At 33.6% G+C, this 25426-nt stretch carries 28 protein-coding genes and 2 tRNA genes; 20 read left to right on the top strand and 10 right to left on the bottom strand.

Annotated features, from left to right (window positions below; translation table 11 throughout):
- Positions 1-205: 205 nt before the first annotated feature.
- Positions 206-751, top strand: a complete 546-nt coding sequence (locus tag HNQ00_RS03370) for a porin family protein (RefSeq protein ID WP_173836923.1) — start codon at positions 206-208, stop codon at positions 749-751.
- 73 nt (positions 752-824) lie between these two features.
- Positions 825-1241, top strand: a complete 417-nt coding sequence (gene aroQ, locus HNQ00_RS03365; protein WP_173836922.1) for a type II 3-dehydroquinate dehydratase — start codon at positions 825-827, stop codon at positions 1239-1241.
- 8 nt (positions 1242-1249) lie between these two features.
- On the opposite strand, the gene HNQ00_RS03360 is transcribed toward aroQ, so the two are convergent.
- The 4 genes from HNQ00_RS03360 to HNQ00_RS03345 form a co-directional block, all read right to left on the bottom strand.
- Entirely contained in the window at positions 1250-2125 is an 876-nt protein-coding gene (locus HNQ00_RS03360; protein ID WP_173836921.1) for a cation diffusion facilitator family transporter, read from the bottom strand.
- 96 nt (positions 2126-2221) lie between these two features.
- On the bottom strand, positions 2222-3532 hold the full coding sequence (gene murA / locus HNQ00_RS03355; protein WP_173836920.1) for a UDP-N-acetylglucosamine 1-carboxyvinyltransferase: 1311 nt from the start codon (positions 3530-3532) through the stop codon (positions 2222-2224).
- 78 nt (positions 3533-3610) lie between these two features.
- On the bottom strand, positions 3611-4318 hold the full coding sequence (locus HNQ00_RS03350) for a DUF4290 domain-containing protein (protein ID WP_173836919.1): 708 nt from the start codon (positions 4316-4318) through the stop codon (positions 3611-3613).
- An 82-nt stretch (positions 4319-4400) separates the two neighbouring features.
- Positions 4401-4685, bottom strand: a complete 285-nt coding sequence (locus HNQ00_RS03345; protein ID WP_173836918.1) for a DUF493 family protein — start codon at positions 4683-4685, stop codon at positions 4401-4403.
- An 87-nt stretch (positions 4686-4772) separates the two neighbouring features.
- Here HNQ00_RS03345 and HNQ00_RS03340 point away from each other — a divergent pair, with 87 nt between their 5' ends.
- From HNQ00_RS03340 to HNQ00_RS03320, 5 genes are all read left to right on the top strand, one after another.
- A complete protein-coding gene (locus HNQ00_RS03340) occupies positions 4773-5372 on the top strand; it encodes an AAA family ATPase (protein WP_217425244.1) in 600 nt (199 codons plus the stop codon).
- A 70-nt stretch (positions 5373-5442) separates the two neighbouring features.
- The gene (locus tag HNQ00_RS03335) at positions 5443-7335 is read left to right on the top strand and encodes a RecQ family ATP-dependent DNA helicase (RefSeq protein WP_173836917.1); all 1893 of its coding nucleotides are present in this window, start codon (positions 5443-5445) and stop codon (positions 7333-7335) included.
- A 2-nt stretch (positions 7336-7337) separates the two neighbouring features.
- The gene (gene fmt / locus HNQ00_RS03330; RefSeq protein ID WP_173836916.1) at positions 7338-8285 is read left to right on the top strand and encodes a methionyl-tRNA formyltransferase; all 948 of its coding nucleotides are present in this window, start codon (positions 7338-7340) and stop codon (positions 8283-8285) included.
- A gap of 176 nt (positions 8286-8461) precedes the next feature.
- Positions 8462-8734: an HU family DNA-binding protein gene (locus HNQ00_RS03325; protein WP_026706853.1), complete on the top strand. Its 273-nt coding sequence runs from the start codon at positions 8462-8464 to the stop codon at positions 8732-8734.
- Positions 8735-8862: 128 nt separating this feature from the next.
- The gene (locus tag HNQ00_RS03320; RefSeq protein ID WP_173836915.1) at positions 8863-9423 is read left to right on the top strand and encodes a YqgE/AlgH family protein; all 561 of its coding nucleotides are present in this window, start codon (positions 8863-8865) and stop codon (positions 9421-9423) included.
- Here the strand turns inward: HNQ00_RS03320 and HNQ00_RS03315 are convergent.
- Positions 9420-10256: an aminotransferase class IV gene (locus HNQ00_RS03315; RefSeq protein WP_173836914.1), complete on the bottom strand. Its 837-nt coding sequence runs from the start codon at positions 10254-10256 to the stop codon at positions 9420-9422. The genes HNQ00_RS03320 and HNQ00_RS03315 overlap by 4 nt on opposite strands.
- A gap of 54 nt (positions 10257-10310) precedes the next feature.
- Positions 10311-10703 carry an START-like domain-containing protein gene (locus tag HNQ00_RS03310; RefSeq protein ID WP_173836913.1) on the bottom strand — a complete coding sequence of 131 codons (393 nt, stop codon included), beginning with the start codon at positions 10701-10703 and terminating at the stop codon, positions 10311-10313.
- 152 nt (positions 10704-10855) lie between these two features.
- Between HNQ00_RS03310 and HNQ00_RS03305 the strand changes: the two genes are divergently transcribed.
- Positions 10856-10929, top strand: a tRNA-Met gene (locus tag HNQ00_RS03305).
- Positions 10930-11426: 497 nt separating this feature from the next.
- Here HNQ00_RS03305 and HNQ00_RS03300 read toward each other — a convergent pair.
- A complete protein-coding gene (locus HNQ00_RS03300; RefSeq protein ID WP_173836912.1) occupies positions 11427-11882 on the bottom strand; it encodes a DUF4442 domain-containing protein in 456 nt (151 codons plus the stop codon).
- A 122-nt stretch (positions 11883-12004) separates the two neighbouring features.
- Between HNQ00_RS03300 and HNQ00_RS03295 the strand changes: the two genes are divergently transcribed.
- From HNQ00_RS03295 to HNQ00_RS03275, 5 genes are all read left to right on the top strand, one after another.
- Positions 12005-12541 (top strand): DUF4870 domain-containing protein, encoded by a 537-nt coding sequence (locus HNQ00_RS03295; protein WP_254598431.1) that lies wholly within the window; start codon positions 12005-12007, stop codon positions 12539-12541.
- An 80-nt stretch (positions 12542-12621) separates the two neighbouring features.
- Positions 12622-12954 (top strand): PadR family transcriptional regulator, encoded by a 333-nt coding sequence (locus HNQ00_RS03290; RefSeq protein WP_173836911.1) that lies wholly within the window; start codon positions 12622-12624, stop codon positions 12952-12954.
- A 2-nt stretch (positions 12955-12956) separates the two neighbouring features.
- Positions 12957-14732 (top strand): PspC domain-containing protein, encoded by a 1776-nt coding sequence (locus HNQ00_RS03285; RefSeq protein WP_173836910.1) that lies wholly within the window; start codon positions 12957-12959, stop codon positions 14730-14732.
- Between the two features lie 2 nt (positions 14733-14734).
- Positions 14735-15475, top strand: coding sequence for a head GIN domain-containing protein (locus HNQ00_RS03280; protein WP_173836909.1), 741 nt, complete (start codon positions 14735-14737; stop codon positions 15473-15475).
- Between the two features lie 86 nt (positions 15476-15561).
- Positions 15562-16395, top strand: coding sequence for a GIN domain-containing protein (locus HNQ00_RS03275; RefSeq protein ID WP_173836908.1), 834 nt, complete (start codon positions 15562-15564; stop codon positions 16393-16395).
- A 92-nt stretch (positions 16396-16487) separates the two neighbouring features.
- On the opposite strand, the gene trxB is transcribed toward HNQ00_RS03275, so the two are convergent.
- Positions 16488-17435 (bottom strand): thioredoxin-disulfide reductase, encoded by a 948-nt coding sequence (gene trxB / locus HNQ00_RS03270; protein WP_173836907.1) that lies wholly within the window; start codon positions 17433-17435, stop codon positions 16488-16490.
- Positions 17436-17597: 162 nt separating this feature from the next.
- On the opposite strand from trxB, the gene HNQ00_RS03265 reads away from it, so the two are divergent.
- The 7 genes from HNQ00_RS03265 (at position 17598) to HNQ00_RS03235 (ending at position 23430) form a co-directional block, all read left to right on the top strand.
- Positions 17598-17672 (top strand) — tRNA-Pro (locus HNQ00_RS03265).
- 420 nt (positions 17673-18092) lie between these two features.
- Positions 18093-18860, top strand: a complete 768-nt coding sequence (locus tag HNQ00_RS03260; protein WP_173836906.1) for a ParA family protein — start codon at positions 18093-18095, stop codon at positions 18858-18860.
- Positions 18861-18864: 4 nt separating this feature from the next.
- Positions 18865-19764 carry a ParB/RepB/Spo0J family partition protein gene (locus HNQ00_RS03255; protein ID WP_173836905.1) on the top strand — a complete coding sequence of 300 codons (900 nt, stop codon included), beginning with the start codon at positions 18865-18867 and terminating at the stop codon, positions 19762-19764.
- The gene (locus tag HNQ00_RS03250; RefSeq protein WP_173836904.1) at positions 19765-20334 is read left to right on the top strand and encodes a DUF5683 domain-containing protein; all 570 of its coding nucleotides are present in this window, start codon (positions 19765-19767) and stop codon (positions 20332-20334) included. It begins immediately after the preceding gene.
- A gap of 46 nt (positions 20335-20380) precedes the next feature.
- Complete coding sequence (gene dapB, locus HNQ00_RS03245; RefSeq protein WP_173836903.1) at positions 20381-21082, top strand: 4-hydroxy-tetrahydrodipicolinate reductase; 702 nt, start codon at positions 20381-20383, stop codon at positions 21080-21082.
- A gap of 59 nt (positions 21083-21141) precedes the next feature.
- Entirely contained in the window at positions 21142-22716 is a 1575-nt protein-coding gene (gene lepB, locus HNQ00_RS03240; protein ID WP_173836902.1) for a signal peptidase I, read from the top strand.
- 93 nt (positions 22717-22809) lie between these two features.
- Positions 22810-23430, top strand: a complete 621-nt coding sequence (locus HNQ00_RS03235; RefSeq protein ID WP_173836901.1) for a WbqC family protein — start codon at positions 22810-22812, stop codon at positions 23428-23430.
- Between the two features lie 20 nt (positions 23431-23450).
- Here the strand turns inward: HNQ00_RS03235 and HNQ00_RS03230 are convergent, their stop codons facing one another.
- Together HNQ00_RS03230 and HNQ00_RS03225 are read right to left on the bottom strand one after the other, a co-directional pair.
- Positions 23451-24497: an endonuclease/exonuclease/phosphatase family protein gene (locus tag HNQ00_RS03230; RefSeq protein ID WP_173836900.1), complete on the bottom strand. Its 1047-nt coding sequence runs from the start codon at positions 24495-24497 to the stop codon at positions 23451-23453.
- Positions 24498-24547: 50 nt separating this feature from the next.
- Positions 24548-25414, bottom strand: a complete 867-nt coding sequence (locus tag HNQ00_RS03225; RefSeq protein ID WP_173836899.1) for a rhomboid family intramembrane serine protease — start codon at positions 25412-25414, stop codon at positions 24548-24550.
- Between the last annotated feature and the right edge of the window lie 12 nt (positions 25415-25426).

The raw sequence follows: 25426 nt of genomic DNA, 5'->3' as shown, positions 1-25426 counted from the left end.
GTATCTTTTAATCAACACATTACAATTTGCAAAATCACCAAATTTGGTGAGAAAGATACATCCTACAATTACCGTGTAATTATTACACTATAACTAAATATTTATTTACAATGATCATTAAATTAAATTCATGAACGACAATAAAACTTTTAAAAAAGAGTTAATATTGCACAACAAACATTAAGACTAACTAAACATTAAAACAATGAAAAAAGCATTTATGATTGCTGGAGCATTTTTGGCATTTTCTTTAGGAGCTCAAGCGCAATTGGTAAAATTTGGATTAAAAGGAGGATTGAACTATGCTAACTTAACTGGAGCTGAGATTCAAACTGATGCGATTACTAGCTATCACGTAGGTCTAGTTGCTGAAGTTAAATTAACCGATAAATTCAAAGTACAACCAGAGCTTTTATATAGTACGCAAGGAGCATCATATGATAGAGCTGGAGAAGAATTCATTAACGAATTAGGCTATTTAGCAATACCTGTATTAGCAAAAATATCTTTAAGCGATGCTTTTACTTTAGAGCTAGGACCGCAAGCTTCTTTCTTATTGAGCGAAAAAGACAACTTTGATGTTAAGGATTCTAAAACATTTGATTTTTCGGTTAATGCTGGTTTAGGATTTAATATAACTAAGAGTATTTTTATTCAAGGTCGTTATAATTTAGGATTGACAGATACTAAAGTTTCTGAGGCAAAGACTAAAAATTCAGTAGTACAATTATCTGCTGGTTTCTTCTTTTAAAAATATCACAAACAATATTTAAAAACCGCTCTTTATTAAGAGCGGTTTTTTTATTTTTACAAAAACAAGAAGTATGAAAATTTGCATTATCAACGGACCTAACTTGAACTTGCTAGGAAAAAGAGAACCTGAAGTTTATGGTAAATTAACTTTTGAGGAGTATTTCACTTCGCTTCAAATTAAATTCCCTACAATTCAGTTTAGTTATTTTCAAAGTAATATTGAGGGAGAACTAATAGGCAAAATTCAAGAATGTGGATTTGATTATGATGGGATCATTTTGAACGCAGCTGCTTATACACATACCTCTGTAGGGATTGGGGACGCTGTAAAAGCAATCACTACTCCCGTTATTGAAGTCCATATTTCTAATACTTATTCTCGCGAAAGCTTTAGACATCAATCGTATATTTCAGGTAACGCTAAGGGTGTTATTTTAGGTTTTGGACTAAATAGCTATGAACTAGCCGTACACTCTTTTTTAATCTAAATAGTAAGCTATTCATATGAATCTGGCTCAACATGAATGAGTACGTGCCCCAATTCAGGAATTTGACTTAGTAATACATCATTCAATTTATGGGCTAAATCATGTCCCTCTTTTACTGATATTTTACCATCTACGATAGCATGCAAATCCACATGAAATTGCATTCCTGCCTTTCGAATAAAACATTTTTCGGTATCAATTATACCTTCTACTGAACGAGCCACTTTTCGTATTTCTAAGATCAAATCGTCATAGAGATGCTCATCCATAATTTCGCCTAGAGCGGGTCTAAAAATGAGGTAACTGTTGTATAAGATAAATGCCGAAGCAAATAAAGCCGCCCAATCATCTGCAGATTCGTAACCCTTACCTAAAAAAATCGCTATAGAAATCCCAATAAAAGCCGCTACTGAGGTAATTGCATCACTTCTATGATGCCAAGCATCTGCCTTTAGTGCTGAGCTATTTGTTTCTATACTTCTTTTAATTACAACGCGATAGGAGTACTCTTTCCAAATAATTATTAGTCCCAAAACGATTAACGTCCACGGTTTTGGCATTTCGTGCGGCCTTTGAATATTTAGAATACTCTCATAAGCTATTATGGTTGCCGAAGTAATTAGAAAACCAACAACTAGAAAAGTAAATAAAGGCTCTGCTCTTCCATGTCCGTAGGGATGATTCTCATCTGCTGGTCTGTTTGAATATTTAATTCCGAACAAGACAAGAACTGATGCAAATATATCCGTTGTAGATTCGATTGCATCGGCGATTAAAGCATAAGAATTCCCAAAGAATCCCGCAAAACCTTTAATTACAGCCAAGCATAAATTGCCTAAAATACTGAAATAGGTTGCTTTTATCGCTGTTTTTTCTCGAGTCATAATTTGAGATTATTCGAATTAAAAAATCGTTTAAATAATACTTTTAAGAGTGTAAAAGAATTATTTAAACGATTAGTAAAAAATTTATTATTGAATTTATGCGCGTACTATATTAGCACCGATGGCTCTTAAACGCTCATCGATATTTTCATATCCACGATCGATTTGCTCAATATTTTGAATAGTGCTCGTTCCTTTTGCTGAAAGTGCTGCTATTAATAAAGAGATTCCTGCACGAATATCAGGAGAAGACATCGTAGTTGCTTTTAACTGAGACTGAAAATTATGCCCCATAACAACCGCCCTGTGCGGATCACACAACATGATTTTTGCCCCCATATCAATAAGTTTATCTACAAAGAACAAACGGCTTTCAAACATTTTTTGATGAATTAGCACATCTCCTTTAGCTTGTGTTGCTACCACTAAAACGATGCTTAACAAGTCAGGCGTAAAACCTGGCCATGGTGCATCTGCAATAGTCAATATTGAACCATCTATATCTGTTTTGATTTCGTACCCATCTTCGTGAGAAGGAATGTAGATATCATCACCTCTTTTTTCTAATGTAATTCCAAGTTTTCTAAAAACAGAAGGTATTACTCCTAGATTTTCCCAACTTACATTTTTTATTGTAATTTCACTTCTCGTCATAGCAGCAAGACCAATCCAACTTCCTATTTCGATCATATCAGGTAAAATTCTATGCTCACAACCGTTTAAACTTTCTACACCTTCAATAGTAAGCAAGTTTGAACCTACACCTGTGATGTTTGCCCCCATAGAGTTCAACATTTTGCATAGTTGTTGTAAATAAGGTTCGCAAGCCGCATTGTATATTGTTGTCGTTCCTTTTGCAAGAACAGCAGCCATAACGATATTTGCAGTTCCTGTAACAGATGCTTCATCAAGTAACATTGATGCCCCATGAAGACCATCAGGAGCTTCAACACCATAAAAGTGATCTTCTCTATTGTATCTAAATTTTGCTCCTAAATTAATAAAACCTTCAAAATGGGTATCAAGACGTCTTCTACCTATTTTATCACCACCTGGTTTTGGGATATATCCTTTACCATAACGAGCTAATAATGGTCCTACAATCATAATTGACCCTCTAAGAGAACCACCTTCTTTTTTAAAGGCTTCAGTTTCTAAGTAAGCAATATTAATATCGTCTGCTTGAAAAGTATAAGATCCGCCTCCGTTTTTTTGGATTTTAACTCCTAAGTTGCCTAAAAGAACAATTAACTTATTGATGTCAATAATATCAGGAATATTATTGATTATTACTTTATCTGAAGTTAATAGCACAGCACACAAAATTTGTAATGCTTCATTTTTTGCTCCTTGTGGAGTAATCTCTCCTTTTAGACGAATGCCTCCTTCTATTTTGAAAATTCCCATATATTAGTTTATCGTTTTTTAATATTGCTTGCAAAAATATCAATTACAATTGAATATTTGATTTGGTTTTGCAATGCTTTATTGTTGTTTCTTATATTTTGGTTTTGCTGTCTTACTATTCTTATTACTTTGAATTTTTGGTTGACTAACAGCTGATATTTTATTCGAAATTCTTTTATTCGTGCGCAACAAATCTGTCGTATTCAATAACTCTTCAGAGCTTTGTAGTAAGTTCAATTTACCATCTGAAAGTTCGTAAAGATGTTCAAAAATAACATCATCTTTAACAGTGTCTTTATTCCAACTCAAATAAGACTTTTTCATATGATTAGCAATTACTTTTACTAATGCATTTTTCATGTCGCCTTCCTCCCATTTATTAGCCACATCAATCATATACTTGATATTATTACCATAATACCTGTATTTAGGAAAGTTTTGTGGATACTGTAAAACATCTGGCTTAAGTTGTAAAACTTCACGCGAAGGAATAGGATACGGTGAAGACACATCTAATTTAAAATCAGACATGATAAACAATTGATCCCATAATTTGTGTTGAAAATCTAAAACATCACGCAAGTGCGGGTTTAAACTTCCCATTACTTGAATTATGTATTTAGCCGCTTTGTTGCGCTCCTCATCATCTTCAATAGCCGTTGCTTGATCGATCAATTTTTGTAAATGACGGCCGTATTCTGGAATAATCAAGTGTGACCTTTCGGCGTTGTATTCCAAATGATGCACCACATCATTCGCATTTTCTTTTGTATATTTTGAATTCATATTCGAATTTTATTTAGAAGAAACGTAGCAATCAAAGGCTATTAATAAGTAAGCATACCTTTATAGTAAGCGGAGGAAAATCTTAAAGTGAAACGATACCTTCAATTGTCGCCAATTCCTGGTATTTTTGAATGATTTCTTTAGCATTTTTCATTGTAACATCTACAGAAACACTTGTAAACTTACCTGTTTTTGATTTTGTAGTTTTGATAACAGCACCCATACAATCAAATGCAAGAGCTACTTTTTCAACATTATCTGCAACTGTAGGCACAATAAATTTATATAAATACAAGGCTGGCCACTCATTACTTTTATCCAACTCTGCTTCTAACCTTTCGTAGAATTCTTCGGTTTTCTTATCCATTTTTTGTATAAAATTAAAGCAAAGATACATTTTCAAACGCAAAATATGAATTCTCAAATATGAAATTTTATCAAATTGGTAAATTTTATGGCTATCATTTTTCGATTTACAATAAGTTTGAGTAAGTTTGCGCCTTATTTCCAAAAAGTGCATAAAGAAATCATCATAATTATCGGCGGTCCTGGAACAGGAAAAAGTACTCTTATTAACGGATTAGTAGCTAAAGGTTATTGCTGCTATCCTGAAATTTCAAGGGAAGTTACCCTAGAAGCAAAAAAACAAGGTATCGAGCAGTTGTTCCTTGAAAAACCTTTGCTATTTAGCGAATTACTACTTGAAGGAAGAAAAAAACAGTTCATAAGTGCTCAAAATGAATCACATGAAGTTGTCTTTATCGACCGCGGTATACCAGACGTACTTGCTTACATGCATTATATAGGTGATAGTTACCCTGCTTCTTTTGACGATATTTGTAAAGAATATAAATATTCAAAAATCTTTATTCTACCACCATGGGAAGAGATTTATGTAAGTGACGACGCGCGCTACGAGAATTATGAGCAAGCAAAACTTATCCAGAATCACTTAATTGAAACATACGAAGGCTACGGATATAATTTAATTGAAGTCCCTAAAGACACTGTGGATAACAGAATTCTTTTTATCTTAGATAAAATTTCTGGGTAATTACAGCAATTAAAAATCAAAAAGAGTACTTTTCTTACCCTTCAGAATATAAAATTCAAAATTAAAATGAATGTCTGAAGCACTAAAGATTCTTCAAAAATATTGGCAACACCAAGAATTTCGACCACTTCAAAACGACATCATAACGTCTGTTTTAAATGGTCAAGATACATTTGCACTACTCCCTACAGGTGGTGGAAAATCAGTATGCTTTCAAATTCCTGCATTAATGAGACCTGGACTTTGTTTAGTGATTTCGCCATTGATCGCATTAATGAAAGATCAAGTAGCCAATTTAAACAAGCGCAACATAAAAGCCATTGCTTTAACAGGAGGCATTCGATCTGATGAAATGATTGATTTGCTTGATAACTGTCAATATGGAAATTACAAATTCTTATATTTATCACCAGAGAGGCTACAATCTGACTGGATATTAGAGAGAATAAAAAGACTACCTATAAATCTTATTACTATAGACGAAGCACATTGTGTATCGCAGTGGGGACACGATTTTAGACCGGCTTACTTAAAAATTAGCAATTTAAAAGAACACTTTCCTAATACTGCATTTCTAGCACTTACCGCTACAGCAACAGCAAGGGCTCAGGAAGATATTATTTCTCAATTAGGATTAGTGCAACCTGCCCTCTTCCAAAAATCATTCGTTAGAAAAAACATTGCTTACATGGTGTTCCAAACGGAGGACAAACTGTATCGAATAGAACAAATTCTTAAGAAAAATTCCGCATCTTCAATAATTTACGTTCGAAACAGAAAATCATGCACGACGATTTCAAATCAATTGAATGCTCTAGGATTTAAAGCTACCTACTATCATGGAGGGTTGAGTTCGAAAGAAAAAGATAAGAATATGAATCTATGGATGCAAGACAGCGCCCAAGTGATTGTAGCGACAAATGCGTTTGGAATGGGAATAGACAAGCCCGATGTAAAGACGGTTATTCACATTCAATTACCTGAAAACATAGAAAACTATTATCAAGAGGCAGGTCGAGCAGGACGCAATGAAAATAAAGCATTTGCAGTTTTACTTACAAATCCATCAGATATTATTCAGGCAGAAAATCAGTTTTTCAATATTCTAGCTGATAAAACTTTTTTAAACGCTATCTATAAGAAGCTCTGTAATTATTTACAAATCGCTTATGGAGAAGGGATTAACGAACAGTTTTCTTTTAATTTAAATTCTTTTTGTGTCAAATATAATTTCCCTGTATTAAAAACTTATAATGCCTTTCAATTTCTAGACCGTCAAGGAATCATCACGCTATCACAAGAATTCTCAGAGAAAATTAGTCTACAATTTATTATCTCTTCAAAAGAGGTTTTGCGATACACTAGCCTGAATCCTAATGATGAAGAAATCATTTTAACAATATTGAGAACGTATCCAGGTATTTGCGAAATGAAGACCGCATTAAATCTTTTTTTAATTGCGAAGAAATCAAATCACACACAAAAACAGGTGAGCGATTTATTGCACAAATTAAATGAGAAAGACATTGTCGATTTTACAGCAAAAGCTGCCGATTCATCACTTACTTTTAACGAAATTAGAGAAGACGAGCGTACCATAAGTAAAGTCGTGAAATACTTAGAAAACCAAAATAATCTCAAAAAAGAGCAATTTAAAGCAGTACTTGACTATGTTCAAAACGAACAAGAGTGTAAAAGTAAAAGTATTGCTGCTTACTTTGGAGAAGAAGTACTGGACGATTGCGGCATTTGCTCTTACTGCGTTACCAAAAAAAGTAAACCCACAAGTGTCGATTCATTATTTACAGCAATCGTTAGTCATCTATCTGAGTGCGACTTAAACTCAAGAGAATTAGCTATAAAATTAAATAATAGTAGCAAGGAGCTTATCTTTGCATTACAGACGCTTTTAGAAAGCGAGAAAATCATCATCAAGTCTAACAACAAATACGCTCTAAAATAATAATGGAAAAACTAAAAATTGTATTTATGGGAACACCCGAATTTGCGGTGGCGATCCTAGATAGTATTATAAAAAATGATTATGAAGTAGTTGGAGTCATTACTGCAGCTGACAAACCTGCAGGAAGAGGGCAGAAACTTAAATTTTCGGCGGTCAAAGAATATGCAGTAACCAACGATCTAAAGTTATTACAGCCCACAAATTTAAAAGACGAAACTTTCCTAGAGGAACTACGAGCTTTAAAAGCCAACTTACATATTGTTGTTGCCTTTAGAATGCTACCTAAGGTGGTATGGGATATGCCAGCATTAGGAACTTTTAATCTTCACGCCTCACTCCTTCCTAATTATAGAGGAGCGGCTCCTATAAACTGGGCCATAATAAACGGAGAGACAAAAACTGGAGTAACAACATTTTTTATCGATGATAAAATAGATACCGGTGCAATAATACTTAGTGATGAAACAGCTATCGACCCTAAGGAAAGTGCTGGAGAATTACACGACCGTTTACAAGAATTAGGATGCGAAACTGTGAATAAAACATTGCAACTAATAGCTAAGTCTGAGGCTGAACCTACTATTCAAGAAGAAACAGCTGATACTAAAACTGCATACAAGTTAAATAAAGAGAACTGTAAAATTGACTGGACTAGACCCGCTATAGATTGTTTCAACCTGATTAGAGGTTTAAGTCCGTATCCTGCGGCATGGTGTTATCTTGTTGATCAAGGCGAACCACTTTCTATAAAAATATACGAAGCTGAGATAGCTCAGGAAGAACATAGTTTCACCACTGGACAACTATTTTGTACTAAAAAAGAAATGAAGGTCGCAGTAACTGGTGGGTACTTATTAATTAAGAGTTTACAGCTTCCAGGCAAAAAAAGAATGAAAATCACCGAATTATTAAACGGAGTAACATTTTCTGAGAACGCAAAACTGCAGTAAGATCAATAAAATAAGGACTTTGTCTAAAAACAAGCGCACACTTCCAGCTTTTATCAACAAATGCCTTAAGTTATTAACAAAACATGGTAAAATAACAGAAAACTCTTGTGTGGTAAGGATTTCCTGCTAAATTTGTTATCGACAATTTTTTTAACCAACAATTAATAACTATTATTATGAACAAATCAGAATTAATCGATGCTATCGCTGCAGATGCAGGAATAACTAAAGCTGCTGCTAAATTAGCTTTAGAGTCATTTTTAGGAAACGTAGGTGAGACTTTGAAAAAAGGTGGAAGAGTTTCTCTTGTAGGATTTGGATCTTGGTCTGTATCTGCTAGAGCAGCTAGAGACGGTAGAAACCCTCAAACAGGTAAAACAATTCAAATCGCTGCAAAAAATGTTGTAAAATTCAAAGCTGGTGCTGAATTAGAAGGAGCAGTAAACTAATTAAAGTTTTCTACCTTATGATATAATTAAAAACCCTCAATTTTGAGGGTTTTTTTATACACTTTAAGTAACGAAATTCGTTTTTATTAAAAAAATTTCTTAATTTTAATAAAAAAATCGCAGTAAATATGATTTCAGAAACACTCATAAAAGGACAACTGCTTATTTCTGAGCCTTCTATAATTGGAGATTTATCATTTAATAGATCTGTGATTTTGTTGGCTGACCATAATAAGGAGGGCTCTGTAGGTTTTATTATGAATAAACCTTTAAAGTACACCATAAATGATTTAATCCCTGAGATTACCTCTAAGTTCAAGATTTATAATGGTGGACCGGTAGAGCAAGACAACCTATATTTTATACACAATGTGCCGGAATTGATTCCTAACAGTATTGAAATCTCAAATGGTATCTACTGGGGAGGTGATTTTGAGTCTACTAAAGAGCTATTAAATACAGGACAAATAGATAAAGAGAACATACGCTTTTTTCTAGGATACACTGGTTGGGATGAAAATCAATTAGAGACCGAGATGAGCACAAACTCGTGGATCATTACAACAAATAACTATAAAAATAAAATTATAGGAAAGGCAGCAACACATTTCTGGAAAGAACAAATCATCGAGCTAGGTGGAGATTATCTCATTTGGTCAAACGCACCTGAAAACCCTTATCTAAATTAGGCGGTAATCATCTCGTTAAGCAAATTAGTCAGCTCAGCAGCAAGTGCTATAGCAAATTCTTTCTTTCTATATTTAGTAATAGGCTGAATTCCTTTAATAACATTTGTAATAAAAAGTTGATCTGCTTTTTGTAAATCAAATGGTGAAATAATTTCTTCTACAACGGTTAACTGAGGTATCTTCTTAGCTAATGCTAAAACTTGCTTGCGCATTACACCATTTAAACAACCCTCTGAAACTGGCGGTGTCGTCAATGTATTACCTACAAGCATAAAAATATTTCCTTGAATAGCTTCAACAACATTTTTAGCATCATTAAGAAGGATGCAATTATCTAAACCATTTTCACTTGCATAGATACTAGCCGTAATATTAAGTAGCTTATTTGTCGATTTTATGGACGATAACAATTGTCTTGTAATATAGAAATCTTTGAATAAATCAACCTCATATAGAGTTTCCTTCACACTATACAGCGTTTGTTCTAAGGGAGTAGCGTGAATGATATAAGAGACTTCGTTAGAAACAGGCAAATAATACCCACCATCATTTCTATACATCGTAATTCTTGCACGAGAAGACTGTGTCAAATTATTTCTTTGAACTAAAGATAAGATCTGCTCTTCAAAGAATTCCATGGTGAAATTCATAGGGATTTCCATTCTTACCACTCGCATAGAAGCCATCAACCTGAAATAGTGATCTTCTAAAAAAAGTATTTTACTATTTACAATTTTCACTGTTTCAAAAACGCCATCTCCGTATAGGAAAGAGCGGTTTTCAGTTAATATATTGCTATCTTTAAGTACGATGTTCCCGTTAAAATTAATCATAAAAAAACCCTGAATTTTGTTCAGGGCAAATATAAGTTTTAATATGGAATTTTACTATACAGAACCAATCAGATGTTTCAAATCTGAGATTTGATTTTCCCATAATAGTTTTGCTTCATCAATTTCGTCTTCTTCAGCAAAATCAACAACCATTATAGAAACATCTTTTGTAAGTTCATCAACGAGAATATGGATTTCAAAAAAGTATTCAGTGTCTTTATTTTTATCATCCACCCATTTGAACTTCACTTTTTCTCCAGTTTTCTTTGAAGCTAAACGTGCTTTTTCTTCAGAACCGTCCCAAATAAACGTAAAAAACTCACCACGTGAATTCACATTATCAGCAAACCATTCAGACAGGCCAGACGGAGTTGCAATGTATTGATATAATAACTGTGGAGATGAGTTAATTGGAAACTCTATTTCGTAACGTATTTTCTGGTCCATGAGCGCATTTAATTTTTTTCGAATATATAGAATATAAAGCCTAAAAAAAAATCTTTTTAAATTTATTTTATTTTTTTCAAAAACGCTTGTAAAGACTAATATTATTTATATCTTTGCACCCGCAATCAGGGATGGTTGCAACAATAACCTCTGGCGAGGTAGCTCAGTCGGTTAGAGCGCAGGATTCATAACCCTGAGGTCACGAGTTCAAATCTCGTTCTCGCTACACAATTCAAACCCTTTAACAGCAATTGTTTAAGGGTTTTTTATTGGAAACAACTCTGACAATACTGTAAGGTCTACCCTTAATTTCGAATTATAGAAAGAAACCATGAATTATCTTATACACTATTCTCGTATTTAGAAACTGATTCATTCATCTGATTTAAAACAATTCATTGTAAACCATATAGTTCTTCATGTTTACAAAAACCCATTAAAATGCAGCAATTAAATCATAGGATCTATTGCCGATAGCGGTTTCTTTAAAGAAGGTGAAATTCATAAGTATAACAATAAAAAAAAACATTAAATCATTCAAACCTCTCACTTCTTGAATAAAAACAAGGTTACAGAACCTATTAAAACCATTTCATTATCCACAAATAACCAATTACATACACCAAATTATAAACCTACAGTGATTTAGAATTGTAAATAATAAAAATCAGTCAAAAAAAATGCCTCAATATTGAGACATTTTTTAGAAATATATAATCTGTTTTACTTTTTCAAACGAACACTCCATTCAAAGTCCATTTCAGAGACCTGAACTCCCTCTTCGTTTAGTCCTATCGACTTCATCCAAAAAGTTTGCCCCTCTCCTGTTGCAATTGTCTCTTTAATTGCGTTTTCGATTACCAAGCCATCCTTGCAAATAAAATTGATTCTTCCAGTTGCTTTTTTTGTAAAGTTACCCTTATTATTAGCAACGAGCATCGATATATTTCGACCACTTTTTTGTATTTGATACATAACAAGAGCACCCGTTGATAATTCGGCTGCCATAGCTTGAACAGCAAAATACATTGAATTGAATGGATTTTGATTAATCCAACGATGTTTTACAGATACTACACATTGCCGTTCATCAATTTCTTTTACTCTCACTCCTGCGATAAAAGCTGATGGTAATTTAAATAGCAAAAATTTATTGAGTTTTGAGGCTGTAAGAGTCATTTGGATTATTTTTTTTTGCTAATCTACAAAAAAATACTATGCATACATATAAAACATAAATGTTAAATAAATGTTAACATATGGTACTATGCGATACAAGATACTGTCTTTTAACCATATATTTGCATAAGAGATTACCTCATGCTAGCAATCTAGTCAATCAAGTGGAGTTTCAATCATCAATCAATCAAAATCAAGTTTTTATGGTAACGCAATCAGAAAAGAACACTGCAACCTTCATTCACCTTAGTTTACTTACTAAGTATTTTATTCCTTTTGGGAATTATTTGTTTCCTATTATTTTATGGAATTTAAAAAAGGATAAGGCAGCCTATATTGACCAAAATGCGAAGCAAGCATTAAATTACCAACTAAGCCTTTTACTCTATGTTGTGATTTTAATTATTGTTGCTATACCCTGTTTTTTTGCTTCAATTTTGCAAAACATTTCATTTAACACTTTAATTACTGACAATGATTTTAGTATTACAAATTTAAACTTAGGAGGAAACACTGGCTTCTTAATCACTGGAATTATTGCGTTACTTATAATAGTAGTAATAAAAATCACCGAGTTCTTTTTTATTATTTATGCAGCAGTTAAAACCTCAAATGCTGAAAATTTTAATTATCCATTGACAATCAACTTTATAAAATAGTAATAAAAGCATCATAAATACCACTAATCATCAAATCAATCAAAGAATGAACAGTTTAATCCAAAAACAAAGAAAAAATTATGAACATTGAAAACACAAAAGCCCAAATGCGCAAAGGTGTTCTTGAGTTTTGCATCTTATCTGTATTAAAAGAGAAAGACGCTTATACATCAGAAATATTAGACACTTTAAAAAACGCAAAGTTACTGGTAGTTGAGGGTACAATATATCCGCTGCTTACAAGACTAAAAAATGATGGACTACTTAGTTATCGCTGGGAAGAATCTACATCTGGACCCCCTAGAAAATATTACGGTCTCACCGAAGTAGGACAAACATTTTTAACCGAATTAAATGGCACTTGGACTGAACTATCTGATGCTGTAAATTTAATAACCAACCAAAAGAAATAACCATGAACAAAACAGTAAATATTAATTTAGGAGGAATGTTTTTTCACATAGATGAAGATGCCTATCAAAAACTAAGTCGCTACTTTGACGCTATTAAGAGATCGTTGTCAAACTCATCTGGTAAAGACGAGATCATCAAAGATATAGAAATGCGAGTATCTGAATTATTGACAGAGAAGCAAGTTAACCTTAATCAAGTGGTAAACATTAAAGATGTCGATGAGGTTATTGCCGTTATGGGTCAACCTGAGGATTATATCATTGAGGATGATGCATCAACGCAGCAAAATTTTAATCAGCAATCTTTCTCTTCTACTACTACATCGCGAAAATTATATCGTGATACTGATGGCGGAATGATTGGTGGGGTTCTTGCTGGATTAGGACACTATTTTGGAATAGACAAAGTATGGTTGCGAGTAATTCTTTTATTACTTGTATTTGCATTTGGTACTGGACTTTTAGCTTATTTAATCCTTTGGGTAGTGATGCCTGAAGCAAAAACCACTGCAGAAAAGCTAGAAATGCATGGTGAACCAGTCAATATTTCGAACATCGAAAAAAAAGTTAGAGAAGAATTTGACAATGTTTCTGATAAATTCAAAAACGTAGATTACGATAAATACGGAAATCAATTTAAGTCTGGTGCTAACAAAGTAGGTAGTACTTTTAGTGATATTTTAATGACCCTATTCAAGATTGTTGCTAAATTCATGGGGATTATTTTAATCATTTCTGGTCTAGCATTAATAGTTGTCTTCCTTATTGGTGTATTAACACTTGGATCTACTCATTTTAATGACTTCCCATTTCATCAATTCATCGAAACTGGTAATTTTACCGATTATCCAATATGGGTTTTTGGATTAGCATTTTTTCTAGCTGTTGCTATTCCTTCGTTTTTCTTGATTTTATTAGGATTCAAGTTAGTTTCTCCAAATTTAAAATCGATTGGAAACATTGCTAAATATTCTTTATTAGCCTTATGGATCATCGCTATAGCTTTATTAATTTCGATAGGAATCAATCAAGCCTCAGCATTTGCAAATGACGGTCGTGTTGTAAAAAAGCAGAATATCGCATTACAAAGCATCGACACTTTAAAGATTAAATTTATTCACAACGATTACTATGCTAAGAATGTGAATGATCGAAGAGAATTTCGCATTACCCAAGACTCTCTAGGCAACGATGTAATTTATTCAAATGAGGTTCGTTTCAGAATAGAAAGCACAGACAGTAAAACAGCCTATGTACAAATTGAAAAAGAAGCTAAGGGAAAATCACTATCTGAAGCTAAACGAAGAGCTAACCAAATTAAATATAAATACCAATTGAATGGGAATCAGTTGATTTTTGACAATTACCTGGTTACTGATATTTCGAACAAATTTAGAGATCAAGAAATCGAAATTACCTTATTTTTACCTACAGGAACAGTTTTTCAAGTAGACAAAAGTGCTCAAAACTACGACCGCTCAAATGATGAGTATTTTGATCTTAATGAAAACTCAGATAGCTACACTTACCAAGTTTTTAATTCGAAAGTAAAATGCATTGATTGTCCAGCAGATGATTATGACTATGATGATGAAGATGTAGATAGTGATGTAGATGTAGACGGTCAAGTTGACATTAGACTTAATGAAGGAGGAAATAATAGTATTTCGATCAATAAAAACGGAATCACAATTAACAATGATACTATTGTAAAATCGACTACAACTCAGCACGAATTGCGAATTAATAAGGACGGAATCATCATTAAAACTAAATAATTATGCTAAAACTTATCACTCTCATTACTAAGATTATTCTAGTTACACTTGCTGCGCTCCTAGTAAGCTCCTGCAACTATTCTGTAAATATGAATGCTGTTAAAGGAAGCGGCAATGTTACCACAGAGACCCGTCAAATAGACCAAGATTTTAATTCGATCGATGTGAGCAACAGTATTGATGTTATCATAGAGCAAGCTGATAATTTTGAAGTAAAAGTTGAAGCTGACGACAACCTCCAAGATGAAATTAAAATCAAAGTAGAAAACGGAGTTTTGATAATAGAATCTGATGATCGTTCGTTTATGGACGTAAGCGCAAAAACAGTCTTTGTAAAAATGCCGTTAATTCAAGATTTACACGCATCATCTTCTGCAACGATAAAAAGTGCAAAAACAATTAAAGCAAGTAACATAGACATCAGCAGCTCTAGCGCAGCAGAGATCAACATAGCAGTTGAGGCAGATAACATAAAATGTAAAGCGACCAGTGGTAGTGATATTTACTTAGAGGGATTAGCACTTGCTCTTGAGGTGACAGCTAGTAGTGGTAGCGAAATCAAAACAGCTGATTTACCAGCAAACGAAATTACAGCAAAATCATCAAGCGGAGCTTCGATAAAAGTACACCCAATTTTAAGTTTGAAGGCAAGAGCATCAAGCGGAAGTGAAATAACCTATGTTAAAACGCCAAAAACAATTGAGAAAAAAGAGAGCTCTGGAGCAAGTATCTCTAAGGAGTAAGACCTCCTTTTCTCATTTATTAAGAAATCATCCATAATTCATGGATGGTTTTTTATATTTTTACCAACTCTAATTTAAATCAAAACATGAAAAATTTTACAGTAGCCCTATTCTTATGCTTCATATCGTTTACAGCATCTGCTCAAAAAAGTGAAAAAATCAAAGGATCCCGCAAAGTCACGACAGAAACAAGGAATAGTTATGCTTTTAATTTACTAGAGGTAGACGACAATTTAGAGGTTTATTTGCAACTTGGAGACAACACCGCTATTAAGGTAGAAGCCGATGATAACTTACAAGATGTGATCGAAATTACTTCAAACGGTAAAGCGCTTCATATTCATACTACAAAAGATGTTACGAGATACAAGAAAATGATTGTTCGCATCACCTATACAAGTGAATTAAACAAAATAATCTCAAGAGGAAAGAGTGAAATTAATGTCATTCAAGGCATTACCGTAGACACTCTTGATGTACGCACTTATGATAAATCAAAGATGTTTATGAACGCTACTGTTTCTAATTTTAGTCTAGAAGGAGATGATAAATCTACTACTGAATTAAACCTTAAAGCAATGAACTCTAAGATTGTCATGAGTAAAGACAGCGAGATAAAAGCATTAGTAACAGCAACGGATCTTACTTGTGATTTATATCAAAATGCTTCAGCAAAAATTGAAGGAGATGCAGCAAATGGAACAATAAGAGTTGACAATGGTTCAAAATTAACTGCTGACAAACTGAATATTAAAAAGCTTACCATCCTTTCTGAAGGAACATCGCAAGCTGCTGTTAATGCAGTAGAATCTGTTGTAATTGAGGCTTATAACAAATCAGAGATTGACCTTTATGGAAATGCAAAAATAGATTTGCGTAATCTAACCGAAGAAGCTAAATTGTTTAAAAAGATTAAGTAAAATCAAGAAATAAACGCACACTTAAGTATAATAAAACAGCCCCATTTATCAGTTGATCAATGGGGCTGTCTTTATTTATTATAGATATTGGGTTACTCCTTTGAAGCTAAATATCTTTCTGCATCTAGCGCAGCCATACAACCTGTACCCGCAGCAGTAATTGCTTGACGATACACGTGATCTGCAGCATCACCAGCTACAAATACACCAGCAACATTTGTTTTAGAAGTTCCCGGTACGCTTACAATATAACCTGTTTCATCAAGTGTAATGTAATCCTTGAAAATATCTGTGTTTGGTTTATGCCCAATCGCTACAAAGAAACCAGTTACTGGAATCTCATAAGTCTCTTCGGTAGTTTTATTTAAAACCTCTACCCCTGTTACCACTTGTTCATCTCCTAAAACTCTAAGAGTATCATGGTTTAATAAAATTGTAATATTTTCTGTTTTACGTACGCGTTCTTCCATGATTTTAGAAGCTCTAAATTTTTCGCTACGCACTAACATAGTAACCTTTTTACAAAGTTTAGATAAATAGTGTGCTTCTTCACAAGCAGAATCTCCTGCACCTACAATAACTACTTCTTGATTTCTATAAAAGAATCCGTCGCAAACAGCACAAGCAGAAACTCCACCACCCATTTGCAAGTAGTGTTGCTCAGATGCCAATCCTAAATATTTAGCTGAAGCTCCTGTAGAGATAATTACCGTTTCACAATGCAATTCGATAGTATCATTAATCCATACTTTGTGAATATCACCACTAAAATCTACTTTAGTAGCCCATCCGTCACGTACGTCAGTACCAAAACGTTGTGCTTGCTCTTGCAACTGCACCATCATTTCTGGTCCTGTAATCCCAATTGGGTTTCCTGGCCAGTTTTCAACTTCGTTTGTAGTTGTCAATTGTCCACCTGGTTGCATTCCTTGATATAAAACTGGATTCATGTTTGCTCTAGCAGCATAAATAGCAGCAGTATACCCTGCAGGACCTGAACCTATGATAAGGCATTTTATTTTTTCGATAGTATGTGACATAATAAATGTGTTTTATTTCTAATTTAATAGTACAAATGTAGTTTTTTTAATAAAATTGTTTGCCATAAAAACATCAATTTTAGCTATTTAAAAATAATCGCATTCTATTTTTATCGAATGCTTGGAAAACTAAATAAATGTTATATCTTTGCATCCGAATTACGGGGTGTAGCGTAGCTCGGTTATCGCGCCTGCTTTGGGAGCAGGAGGCCGCAGGTTCGAATCCTGCCACCCCGACAAAAGTCTTTTCATTTATTTGAAAAGACTTTTTTGTTTTATGATAATTTAGAAATTAGTGTAACACTGCATGAATATTCTATCTCCTTTTAAGAGTCAATAACAACTTCACTCTTAGCATTAACCTCAACTGCTCGCCGCTACCCCATATACATCCTTACTATCTTTTACTTTCGATAAAAACAAAAAGGAATGTTTGCAGTTTTACTTTCGATAAAAAATATATTATTACTCTCAATCAATAATAGCACAAATACTTAGGTCATTCAAAATCTTTAAATAAGAACTGTGATTTTATAACTACACCTATATATAGGACTGTCAAAAGTCATCGAAGCAACGTTTCGCAAATGTTAACAAAATAGATTTTTAGAAACCATAATAAATTGTATTTTTACGGTTCAAAATTTATAAAAACACATGGGTAAAATCATTGCAATTGCTAATCAAAAAGGAGGAGTAGGAAAGACTACAACATCAGTAAATCTAGCTGCTTCCCTAGGCGTATTAGAGAAAAAAGTATTACTCATAGATGCTGACCCTCAAGCAAATGCTAGTTCAGGATTAGGCATTGATGTAGAAAATGTCGAAATAGGTACTTACCAGATCCTTGAACATAGTAATACTCCAAGAGAGGCTATTATTAAATGTAGTGCTCCTAACGTAGACGTTATTCCTGCACATATTGACCTTGTTGCTATCGAAATAGAATTAGTAGACAAGGAAAACAGAGAGTACATGCTTAAAAAAGCACTTGAAAGCGTTAAGGATGATTATGATTTTATCATTATCGATTGTGCCCCTTCTCTAGGATTGTTAACATTGAATGCGCTAACAGCTGCAAACTCTGTGGTAATCCCTATTCAATGCGAGTATTTTGCTCTTGAAGGTTTAGGAAAATTATTAAACACGATTAAAAGCATTCAAAAAATTCATAATCCTGATTTAGATATTGAAGGGTTGTTATTAACAATGTACGATTCAAGACTACGCTTATCAAATCAAGTGGTAGAAGAGGTTCAAAAACATTTTAACGACATGGTTTTTGAAACAATTATACAGCGTAATGTAAAACTCAGTGAAGCTCCTAGTTTTGGTGAGAGTATTATCAATTATGATGCTACAAGTAAAGGAGCAATAAATTACCTGCACCTAGCGCAAGAAATTATAAAGAAAAACAGCAAATAGTTTTATGGCAAAAGCAATTAAAAAACAAGCCTTAGGGAGAGGATTATCAGCATTATTAAAAGATCCTGAAAATGATATTCAATCAGTTAATGATAAAAATGCCGACAAGGTTGTAGGGAATATTATTGAGCTTGAAATTAGTGCTATTGAAATAAACCCGTTCCAACCTAGAAGTAATTTCAACGAAGATTCGTTAAAGGAATTAGCAATATCTATTAAGGAGCTAGGAGTTATTCAACCAATCACTGTTCGTAAATTAGAATACAACAAATTTCAATTAATATCAGGAGAGCGTCGTTTACGTGCCTCAACTTTAGTAGGATTAACAACTGTACCTGCATACATTAGAATCGCAAACGACAATGAATCGCTAGTAATGGCGTTAGTTGAAAATATTCAACGTCATGACTTAGATCCTATTGAAATTGCACTTTCATACCAGCGTTTGATGGATGAAATTCAATTAACACAAGAGCAAGTAAGTGACCGTGTGGGTAAAAAGCGTTCAACTATTGCTAATTACCTACGCCTTTTAAAATTAGACCCTATTATTCAAACAGGAATTAGAGATGGGTTTATAAGCATGGGTCATGGTCGCGCCATAATCAATGTTGAAGATTTAGACAAGCAAACAGATATTTACCACAAAATTGTGAGTGAAAATCTTTCGGTACGTGATACAGAAGCACTAGTAAAGAGCTACCAAGAAAGCCTAAAGCCTAAAGCAGCCCAAAAAGCAAAAGTTGCTTCGTTTATTATCGAAGAAAACGAAAAAAATGCCTTCAATAGTTATTTTGGAAACAAAGTTGATGTAAAGGTAGCTGGTAACGGAAAAGGTAAAATTACCATCCCTTTTCAATCTGAACAAGATTATCAAAGGATACTAGAACTAATTAAAAAATAAGTGAAGAAATTACTTTTTATAGGATTTTGTATTCTTCTTTTAAATAAGACAGCTGTATTTGCTCAGGCAAGTACAGCTGTTCCTGTTGTGACTGTAAAAGACACATTGAAATCTACAAGTAACAACATCGACCCATTAACTCCTGCAAAAGCGGCATTTTTCTCAGCCATATTACCAGGACTAGGTCAGGCATATAATAAGAAATACTGGAAGATTCCATTAGTATACGGTGCTATGGGAACAAGTTTGTATTTTTACTTAGATAGTAATAAAAAATACCATCAATTTAGAGATGCTTACAAGAGAAGACTAGAAGGGTATAGCGATGATGATTTATCCTATCTTGATGATAGCCGTCTAATAGCTGCCCAAAAAGTGTATCAAAGAAATAGAGACCTATCTGGTTTAATCACACTAGGTTTCTACGTTTTAAACATCATCGATGCTAATGTTGATGCTGCATTAATCCAATTTAATGTAGATGAGAATCTTACCGTTAGGCCTCTTATTTATCCTAACGATGTAACATTTAAGGCAAACGTAGGACTAACTGTTAATTATAGTTTCTAAAACTGAACAATTCCTACTACATTTAAATTACCTAATAAATTATCACATGAAAATTGCGCTTTTAGGATACGGCAAAATGGGTCAAGTAATTGAACGAATTGCACTAGAAAGAGGACACGAAATTGTCTTAAAAAAAGATCAAGATAACGACTACAGCGGTTTAGAAAATGCCGATGTTGCTATTGACTTTAGCGTTCCATCTGCAGCTGTTGAGAATATCTCTAGCTGCTTCAATACTAATGTACCTGTAATCTCTGGTACAACGGGATGGTTAGAACATTATGATGAGATGGTAGGGCTATGTACTGAGAAAAATGGTGCATTTATATCAAGTTCTAATTTTAGCTTAGGAGTTAATATATTTTTCGAAATCAATGCTTACTTGGCTAAAATGATGGCAAAACTCGACAGTTACAAGGTAACGATGGAAGAAATTCATCACACCCAAAAACTGGATGCCCCTAGTGGAACAGCAATATCATTAGCAAAAGGAATTATAGAAAACAGTTCTTATACAGACTGGACCTTAGAAAACCCAACAGCTAATCAAATCATGATTGACGCAAAAAGAATAGGAACCGTTCCTGGCACACACACTGTAGAATATAGCTCAGAGGTGGATTCTATCGAAATAAAACATACTGCAAACAACCGTGAAGGCTTTGCTCTAGGAGCAGTTATCGCTGCAGAATGGATTATTGGGAAGCAAGGTGTGTTTGACATGAAAGACGTCTTAGATTTAAAATAAAAAAATATCATTTTAGTGTTCGTTATAATATGAAATACTAATATTAAAAAATAACAGTTATGACACTATATCAATGGTTTGTGTTTTTTTTACTAGTACAAATAATCCATTTCTTAGGTACTTGGAAATTGTATGAAGCAGCAGGTAGAAAACGTTGGGAGGCAGCAGTGCCAGTTTACAATGCAATTGTTTTAATGAAGATTATTAACAGACCTACTTGGTGGACATTTTTACTTTTCATTCCGGTAATCAATTTGATTATTTTTCCAGTTGTATGGATAGAAACGATACGTAGTTTTGGCAGAAGATCTGCACTAGACACTTTTCTAGTATTAGTAACCTTTGGGCTGTACATCTATTATATCAATTATACACAACCATTAACGCATATCCCAGATAGAAGTTTGCACCCACAAAACAAAACGGCAGATACTGTTAGCTCCTTTTTGTTTGCCATTGTCGTAGCTACTTTTGTGCATACTTATTTTGTACAACCATTTACCATTCCCTCTGCATCGCTAGAAAAGTCATTATTAATTGGTGATTTTCTATTTGTAAGCAAAGTAAATTATGGAGCTAGAGTCCCTATGACTACAGTTGCTTTACCAATGGTGCACGATTCAATACCGGGTACAAAGAAAAAATCATACTTAAAATGGCCTGAATTACCATACTTTAGATTACCTGGAGTAGAAGATATTAAACGAACAGATATTGTCGTTTTTAACTGGCCTGTTGATACAGTACACTACTTCTTTGAACCAAAGGGAAGACCCGGCGTAATCAAACCTGTTGATAAGAAATCAAATTATGTTAAAAGATGTGTAGGTGTTCCTGGAGACAGCTTGTCTATCAAAGACGGCCTAGTGTACATTGACGGAAAATTATTAGCATTACCAGAACGTGCAAAACCTCAATATGCTTACAAAGTAGCCGTTGATGGAAAAACAAATATAGATTTTGAATACTTACTAAAACAAATGGACGTTACAGATCCTGTTTACTTCTTAAACAACGATCGTAAGGATACTTTGATTTTTAGAGCGCTTACTGCAGCATCTGCAGATCAGTTGAAGAATACTCCTGGAATCACTGGCGTTTTTAGAGAAATTGCAACTGCGCCAGAAGCAGCTGTTTTTCCACAAGACAATAAATGGAATCAAGATAATTATGGTCCTATTTACATTCCGCAAGCTGGAAAAACAGTGGTACTGAATACAAAATCACTACCCTATTACCAGCGAATTATAACTGATTACGAACCTAAAGAAGACGGATCTAAAAATGACCTGACCGTAACTGGAAACGAAATCAGAATTAATGGTGAGGTAGTCACTAGTTATACTTTCAAGCAAAACTATTACTGGATGATGGGTGACAACCGTCACAATTCAGAGGATAGTAGATATTGGGGATTTGTACCAGAGAACCACATTGTAGGGAAACCAGTATTTATCTGGATGAGCTGGGATACTAATGGAAAAGGATGGAAAAAAGTGCGATGGGATCGCGTGTTCACAACTGTTAATGGAGAAGGGCAACCGCAATCGTACTTTAAATATTTCTTAATTGCATTAGCTGCTTTCTTTATTGGAGAGTACTTCTGGAAAAAAAGAAAAGAGAACAAAGCATAATAATTCAAACATATCAATAACAAAGTCATAAAGCTATTCCTTTTAGAGTACTTTATGACTTTATTTTTTTTACCATTATAAATTTCTAGTAAGATGACCACACTATTGCACCCTACCTATTTCCCTTCAATTAGTCACTTTGTAGCTATGGAACAAGCAGATAACATCTTATTTGAAGTAGAAGATAATTTTCAGAAACAAACAAATAGAAACCGCACGTACATCTATAGTCCGAATGGTCTACAACTACTAAATATTCCGGTAAAGCACAATAAAACCAATCTTCAAAAAACTAAAGACATCATAATCGACACTGATTATGACTGGCAAAAGCAGCACTTTAAATCATTAGAAACGGCTTACAGAGGCTCGCCTTTTTATGAATATTTTGAAGATGACTTAAGAGCGCTATTCGAAAAAAAACACCACTTTTTACTTGATTTAAATTTTGATACTCTTGCGTTTATAGAGCAATCATTACGTCATAAATTCGCTTACGCAAAAACTAAGTCGTATGAAGGAATTGTGGATAGTAGCACATTTAATGACCGTCGCTCCCTTGTTGATGGAAAAAAAGACCCATCAACTTTCACGAGATACATTCAAGTATTTGAAGAAAAACATGGATTCTTAAATAATCTCAGCATTCTCGACTTGTTGTTTAGTGAAGGAAAATATACAATCGATTACCTTAGAGAGCAACAACAATTGTAAAGAGCAATTAGAGTAAGCTATTAATTCATTGAAAACTGCGCCATAATCGGGTAATGGTCTGAATTTTCGAAATCAGAGAAAGTTTCAAGTTTTTGAACTGTCATGCTTGCATCGGCAAATATGTAGTCAATCCTAGCAGGATAATATCTAAATTTATATGTTTTACCAAAACCAAGTCCCGCCTCCTCAAAAGAGTCTTTTAAATCCCCTCTAATATCGCGATAAACATAGGAATACGCACTATTATTCATGTCTCCACATATTATAATAGGATATTTACAATCTTTTTTGTGCTCTTTAAAAATTTCGGCTTGTATTTGCTGCTTTTTGAAAGCTTTACTCATTCGACCAAGCATCTTTTGCGATTTATCTTGGTTAATAGCATCGATATTTTCAGATATTTCAGTAACGTCGGGCGAAATCTTAATTGATTGCAAGTGCATATTGTATACTCTAATAATGTCTTTTCCACGCTTGATATCAGCGTAAATGACATTATTATTCGAATTAGGAAAAGTGATATTCCCTTCATTAATAATCGGGAATTTAGAAAAAATAGCTTGACCCGTTCTAATTTTATTACCCTCCATCAATATAAACTTATGCTTGTATACTTTCAAGTCAATTTTTGCTGATGTAGAAAATTCCTGAATACACAGAATATCAGGATTTTTATCATTTACAAACTCTAAGATTTCGCCTGCTACATCTTCTTTGTCTAACCATTTAAATAAGTTAAATAGTCTGACATTGTAACTCATCACTTTGAAACTTTTATCGTCGTCAACATACTCCTTTTCATTAAATTTGTAGAACTTATTGATAAAGGTAATACCCATTAATAAAACCAAGCCTGAAAGAATCAAGCGTTTCTTAAACTGAATTAACCAGTAAACGAAAAACAAGGCATTGAGGACAAAAAAAGCTGGAATAATTAGCGTTAATACAGATAAGATAGGAAACATTTTTGGCGCAAGATAAGGCAACACATACGCGATGAAGGTCACCATAATAAGTACAATGTTAAAAAAATACATCAGTCTGTTGAACCAAGAAAGGTTTTTCATAATTTATGTATATGTTGTCTTACGACGTTTACTATTTTATACGTTTCAATTTATTTACCTGTCTTAAACAAGAATTCTTTCTCGTCTTGTGATAAACTATCATAACCAGACTGACTAATTTTATCTAAAATCGCATCAATCTGTTGTTGGTTTCTATCTTTTGTGATAATTTTAGAAGTCGGTTTTTGCTCTCGAGGAGCTTTATAATTTTTATGTACTTTTTTGAAAGGCGTACTTGGCGATTTCTTGAACAAATTTGTAAAGAAACCAATAATTTTAGAAACTCCTACCGTGAGATCAGTTCCGTTTTTTAGCAACGTAATAAATAAGTACCCGAAAAAAGCACCCGCTAAATGCGAAATATGGCCACCAGTATTACCTGCTCTAAATTGCAATAAATCTAATAAAATAATCACTCCCGTAATATGCCACAACTTTACATTCCCAATTAAAAACATCCTTATATTCATCAAAGGCTGATAGGTTGTAACAGCAACTAGTATTGCCATAATAGCTGCAGATGCTCCTACAATAGAAGCATTGTATCCCATAATAAAATAAGAAAGTACAAAAACTAATCCTGCAAAAATAGCACTGAGAATATATACGCCTAATAACTGTTTTTGTGTAAAATAAGTCAAAAACAATTGGCAGGCAAAATTCAAGATAATCATATTAAAAAACAAATGGAAAAAGCCATCATGAAAGACAGCGTAAGTCAAAAATGTCCAAGGAAAGATTAAAAAATTTGAAACATCACTATTTAAGGCAACCCAATTAGGGTATGAAAATTGTTGAGACTGGAAATTATAAAAAAGGATTATAGCAAGTATGAAACAGCCTATATTCCAATAAATCAAGCGCTGCGAAATGCCACCTGTCCTGTATTGCATTTTCAAATCATCTATTATATTCATCTGCTTAATTTA

Source organism: Flavobacterium aeripolare (genome assembly GCF_013294025.1).
Lineage (GTDB): Bacteria > Bacteroidota > Bacteroidia > Flavobacteriales > Flavobacteriaceae > Flavobacterium.
This window is presented reverse-complemented; position numbering and strand designations above follow the sequence as displayed.

Coding starts and splice junctions, on each gene's coding strand:
- HNQ00_RS03370 (WP_173836923.1), top strand. CDS start 206: ATGAAAAAAGCATTTATGATTGCTGGAGCATTTTTGGCATTTTCTTTA.
- aroQ (WP_173836922.1), top strand. CDS start 825: ATGAAAATTTGCATTATCAACGGACCTAACTTGAACTTGCTAGGAAAA.
- HNQ00_RS03360 (WP_173836921.1), bottom strand. CDS start 2,125: ATGACTCGAGAAAAAACAGCGATAAAAGCAACCTATTTCAGTATTTTA.
- murA (WP_173836920.1), bottom strand. CDS start 3,532: ATGGGAATTTTCAAAATAGAAGGAGGCATTCGTCTAAAAGGAGAGATT.
- HNQ00_RS03350 (WP_173836919.1), bottom strand. CDS start 4,318: ATGAATTCAAAATATACAAAAGAAAATGCGAATGATGTGGTGCATCAT.
- HNQ00_RS03345 (WP_173836918.1), bottom strand. CDS start 4,685: ATGGATAAGAAAACCGAAGAATTCTACGAAAGGTTAGAAGCAGAGTTG.
- HNQ00_RS03340 (WP_217425244.1), top strand. CDS start 4,773: ATGGCTATCATTTTTCGATTTACAATAAGTTTGAGTAAGTTTGCGCCT.
- HNQ00_RS03335 (WP_173836917.1), top strand. CDS start 5,443: ATGTCTGAAGCACTAAAGATTCTTCAAAAATATTGGCAACACCAAGAA.
- fmt (WP_173836916.1), top strand. CDS start 7,338: ATGGAAAAACTAAAAATTGTATTTATGGGAACACCCGAATTTGCGGTG.
- HNQ00_RS03325 (WP_026706853.1), top strand. CDS start 8,462: ATGAACAAATCAGAATTAATCGATGCTATCGCTGCAGATGCAGGAATA.
- HNQ00_RS03320 (WP_173836915.1), top strand. CDS start 8,863: ATGATTTCAGAAACACTCATAAAAGGACAACTGCTTATTTCTGAGCCT.
- HNQ00_RS03315 (WP_173836914.1), bottom strand. CDS start 10,256: ATGATTAATTTTAACGGGAACATCGTACTTAAAGATAGCAATATATTA.
- HNQ00_RS03310 (WP_173836913.1), bottom strand. CDS start 10,703: ATGGACCAGAAAATACGTTACGAAATAGAGTTTCCAATTAACTCATCT.
- HNQ00_RS03300 (WP_173836912.1), bottom strand. CDS start 11,882: ATGACTCTTACAGCCTCAAAACTCAATAAATTTTTGCTATTTAAATTA.
- HNQ00_RS03290 (WP_173836911.1), top strand. CDS start 12,622: ATGAACATTGAAAACACAAAAGCCCAAATGCGCAAAGGTGTTCTTGAG.
- HNQ00_RS03285 (WP_173836910.1), top strand. CDS start 12,957: ATGAACAAAACAGTAAATATTAATTTAGGAGGAATGTTTTTTCACATA.
- HNQ00_RS03280 (WP_173836909.1), top strand. CDS start 14,735: ATGCTAAAACTTATCACTCTCATTACTAAGATTATTCTAGTTACACTT.
- HNQ00_RS03275 (WP_173836908.1), top strand. CDS start 15,562: ATGAAAAATTTTACAGTAGCCCTATTCTTATGCTTCATATCGTTTACA.
- trxB (WP_173836907.1), bottom strand. CDS start 17,435: ATGTCACATACTATCGAAAAAATAAAATGCCTTATCATAGGTTCAGGT.
- HNQ00_RS03260 (WP_173836906.1), top strand. CDS start 18,093: ATGGGTAAAATCATTGCAATTGCTAATCAAAAAGGAGGAGTAGGAAAG.
- HNQ00_RS03255 (WP_173836905.1), top strand. CDS start 18,865: ATGGCAAAAGCAATTAAAAAACAAGCCTTAGGGAGAGGATTATCAGCA.
- dapB (WP_173836903.1), top strand. CDS start 20,381: ATGAAAATTGCGCTTTTAGGATACGGCAAAATGGGTCAAGTAATTGAA.
- lepB (WP_173836902.1), top strand. CDS start 21,142: ATGACACTATATCAATGGTTTGTGTTTTTTTTACTAGTACAAATAATC.
- HNQ00_RS03235 (WP_173836901.1), top strand. CDS start 22,810: ATGACCACACTATTGCACCCTACCTATTTCCCTTCAATTAGTCACTTT.
- HNQ00_RS03230 (WP_173836900.1), bottom strand. CDS start 24,497: ATGAAAAACCTTTCTTGGTTCAACAGACTGATGTATTTTTTTAACATT.
- HNQ00_RS03225 (WP_173836899.1), bottom strand. CDS start 25,414: ATGAATATAATAGATGATTTGAAAATGCAATACAGGACAGGTGGCATT.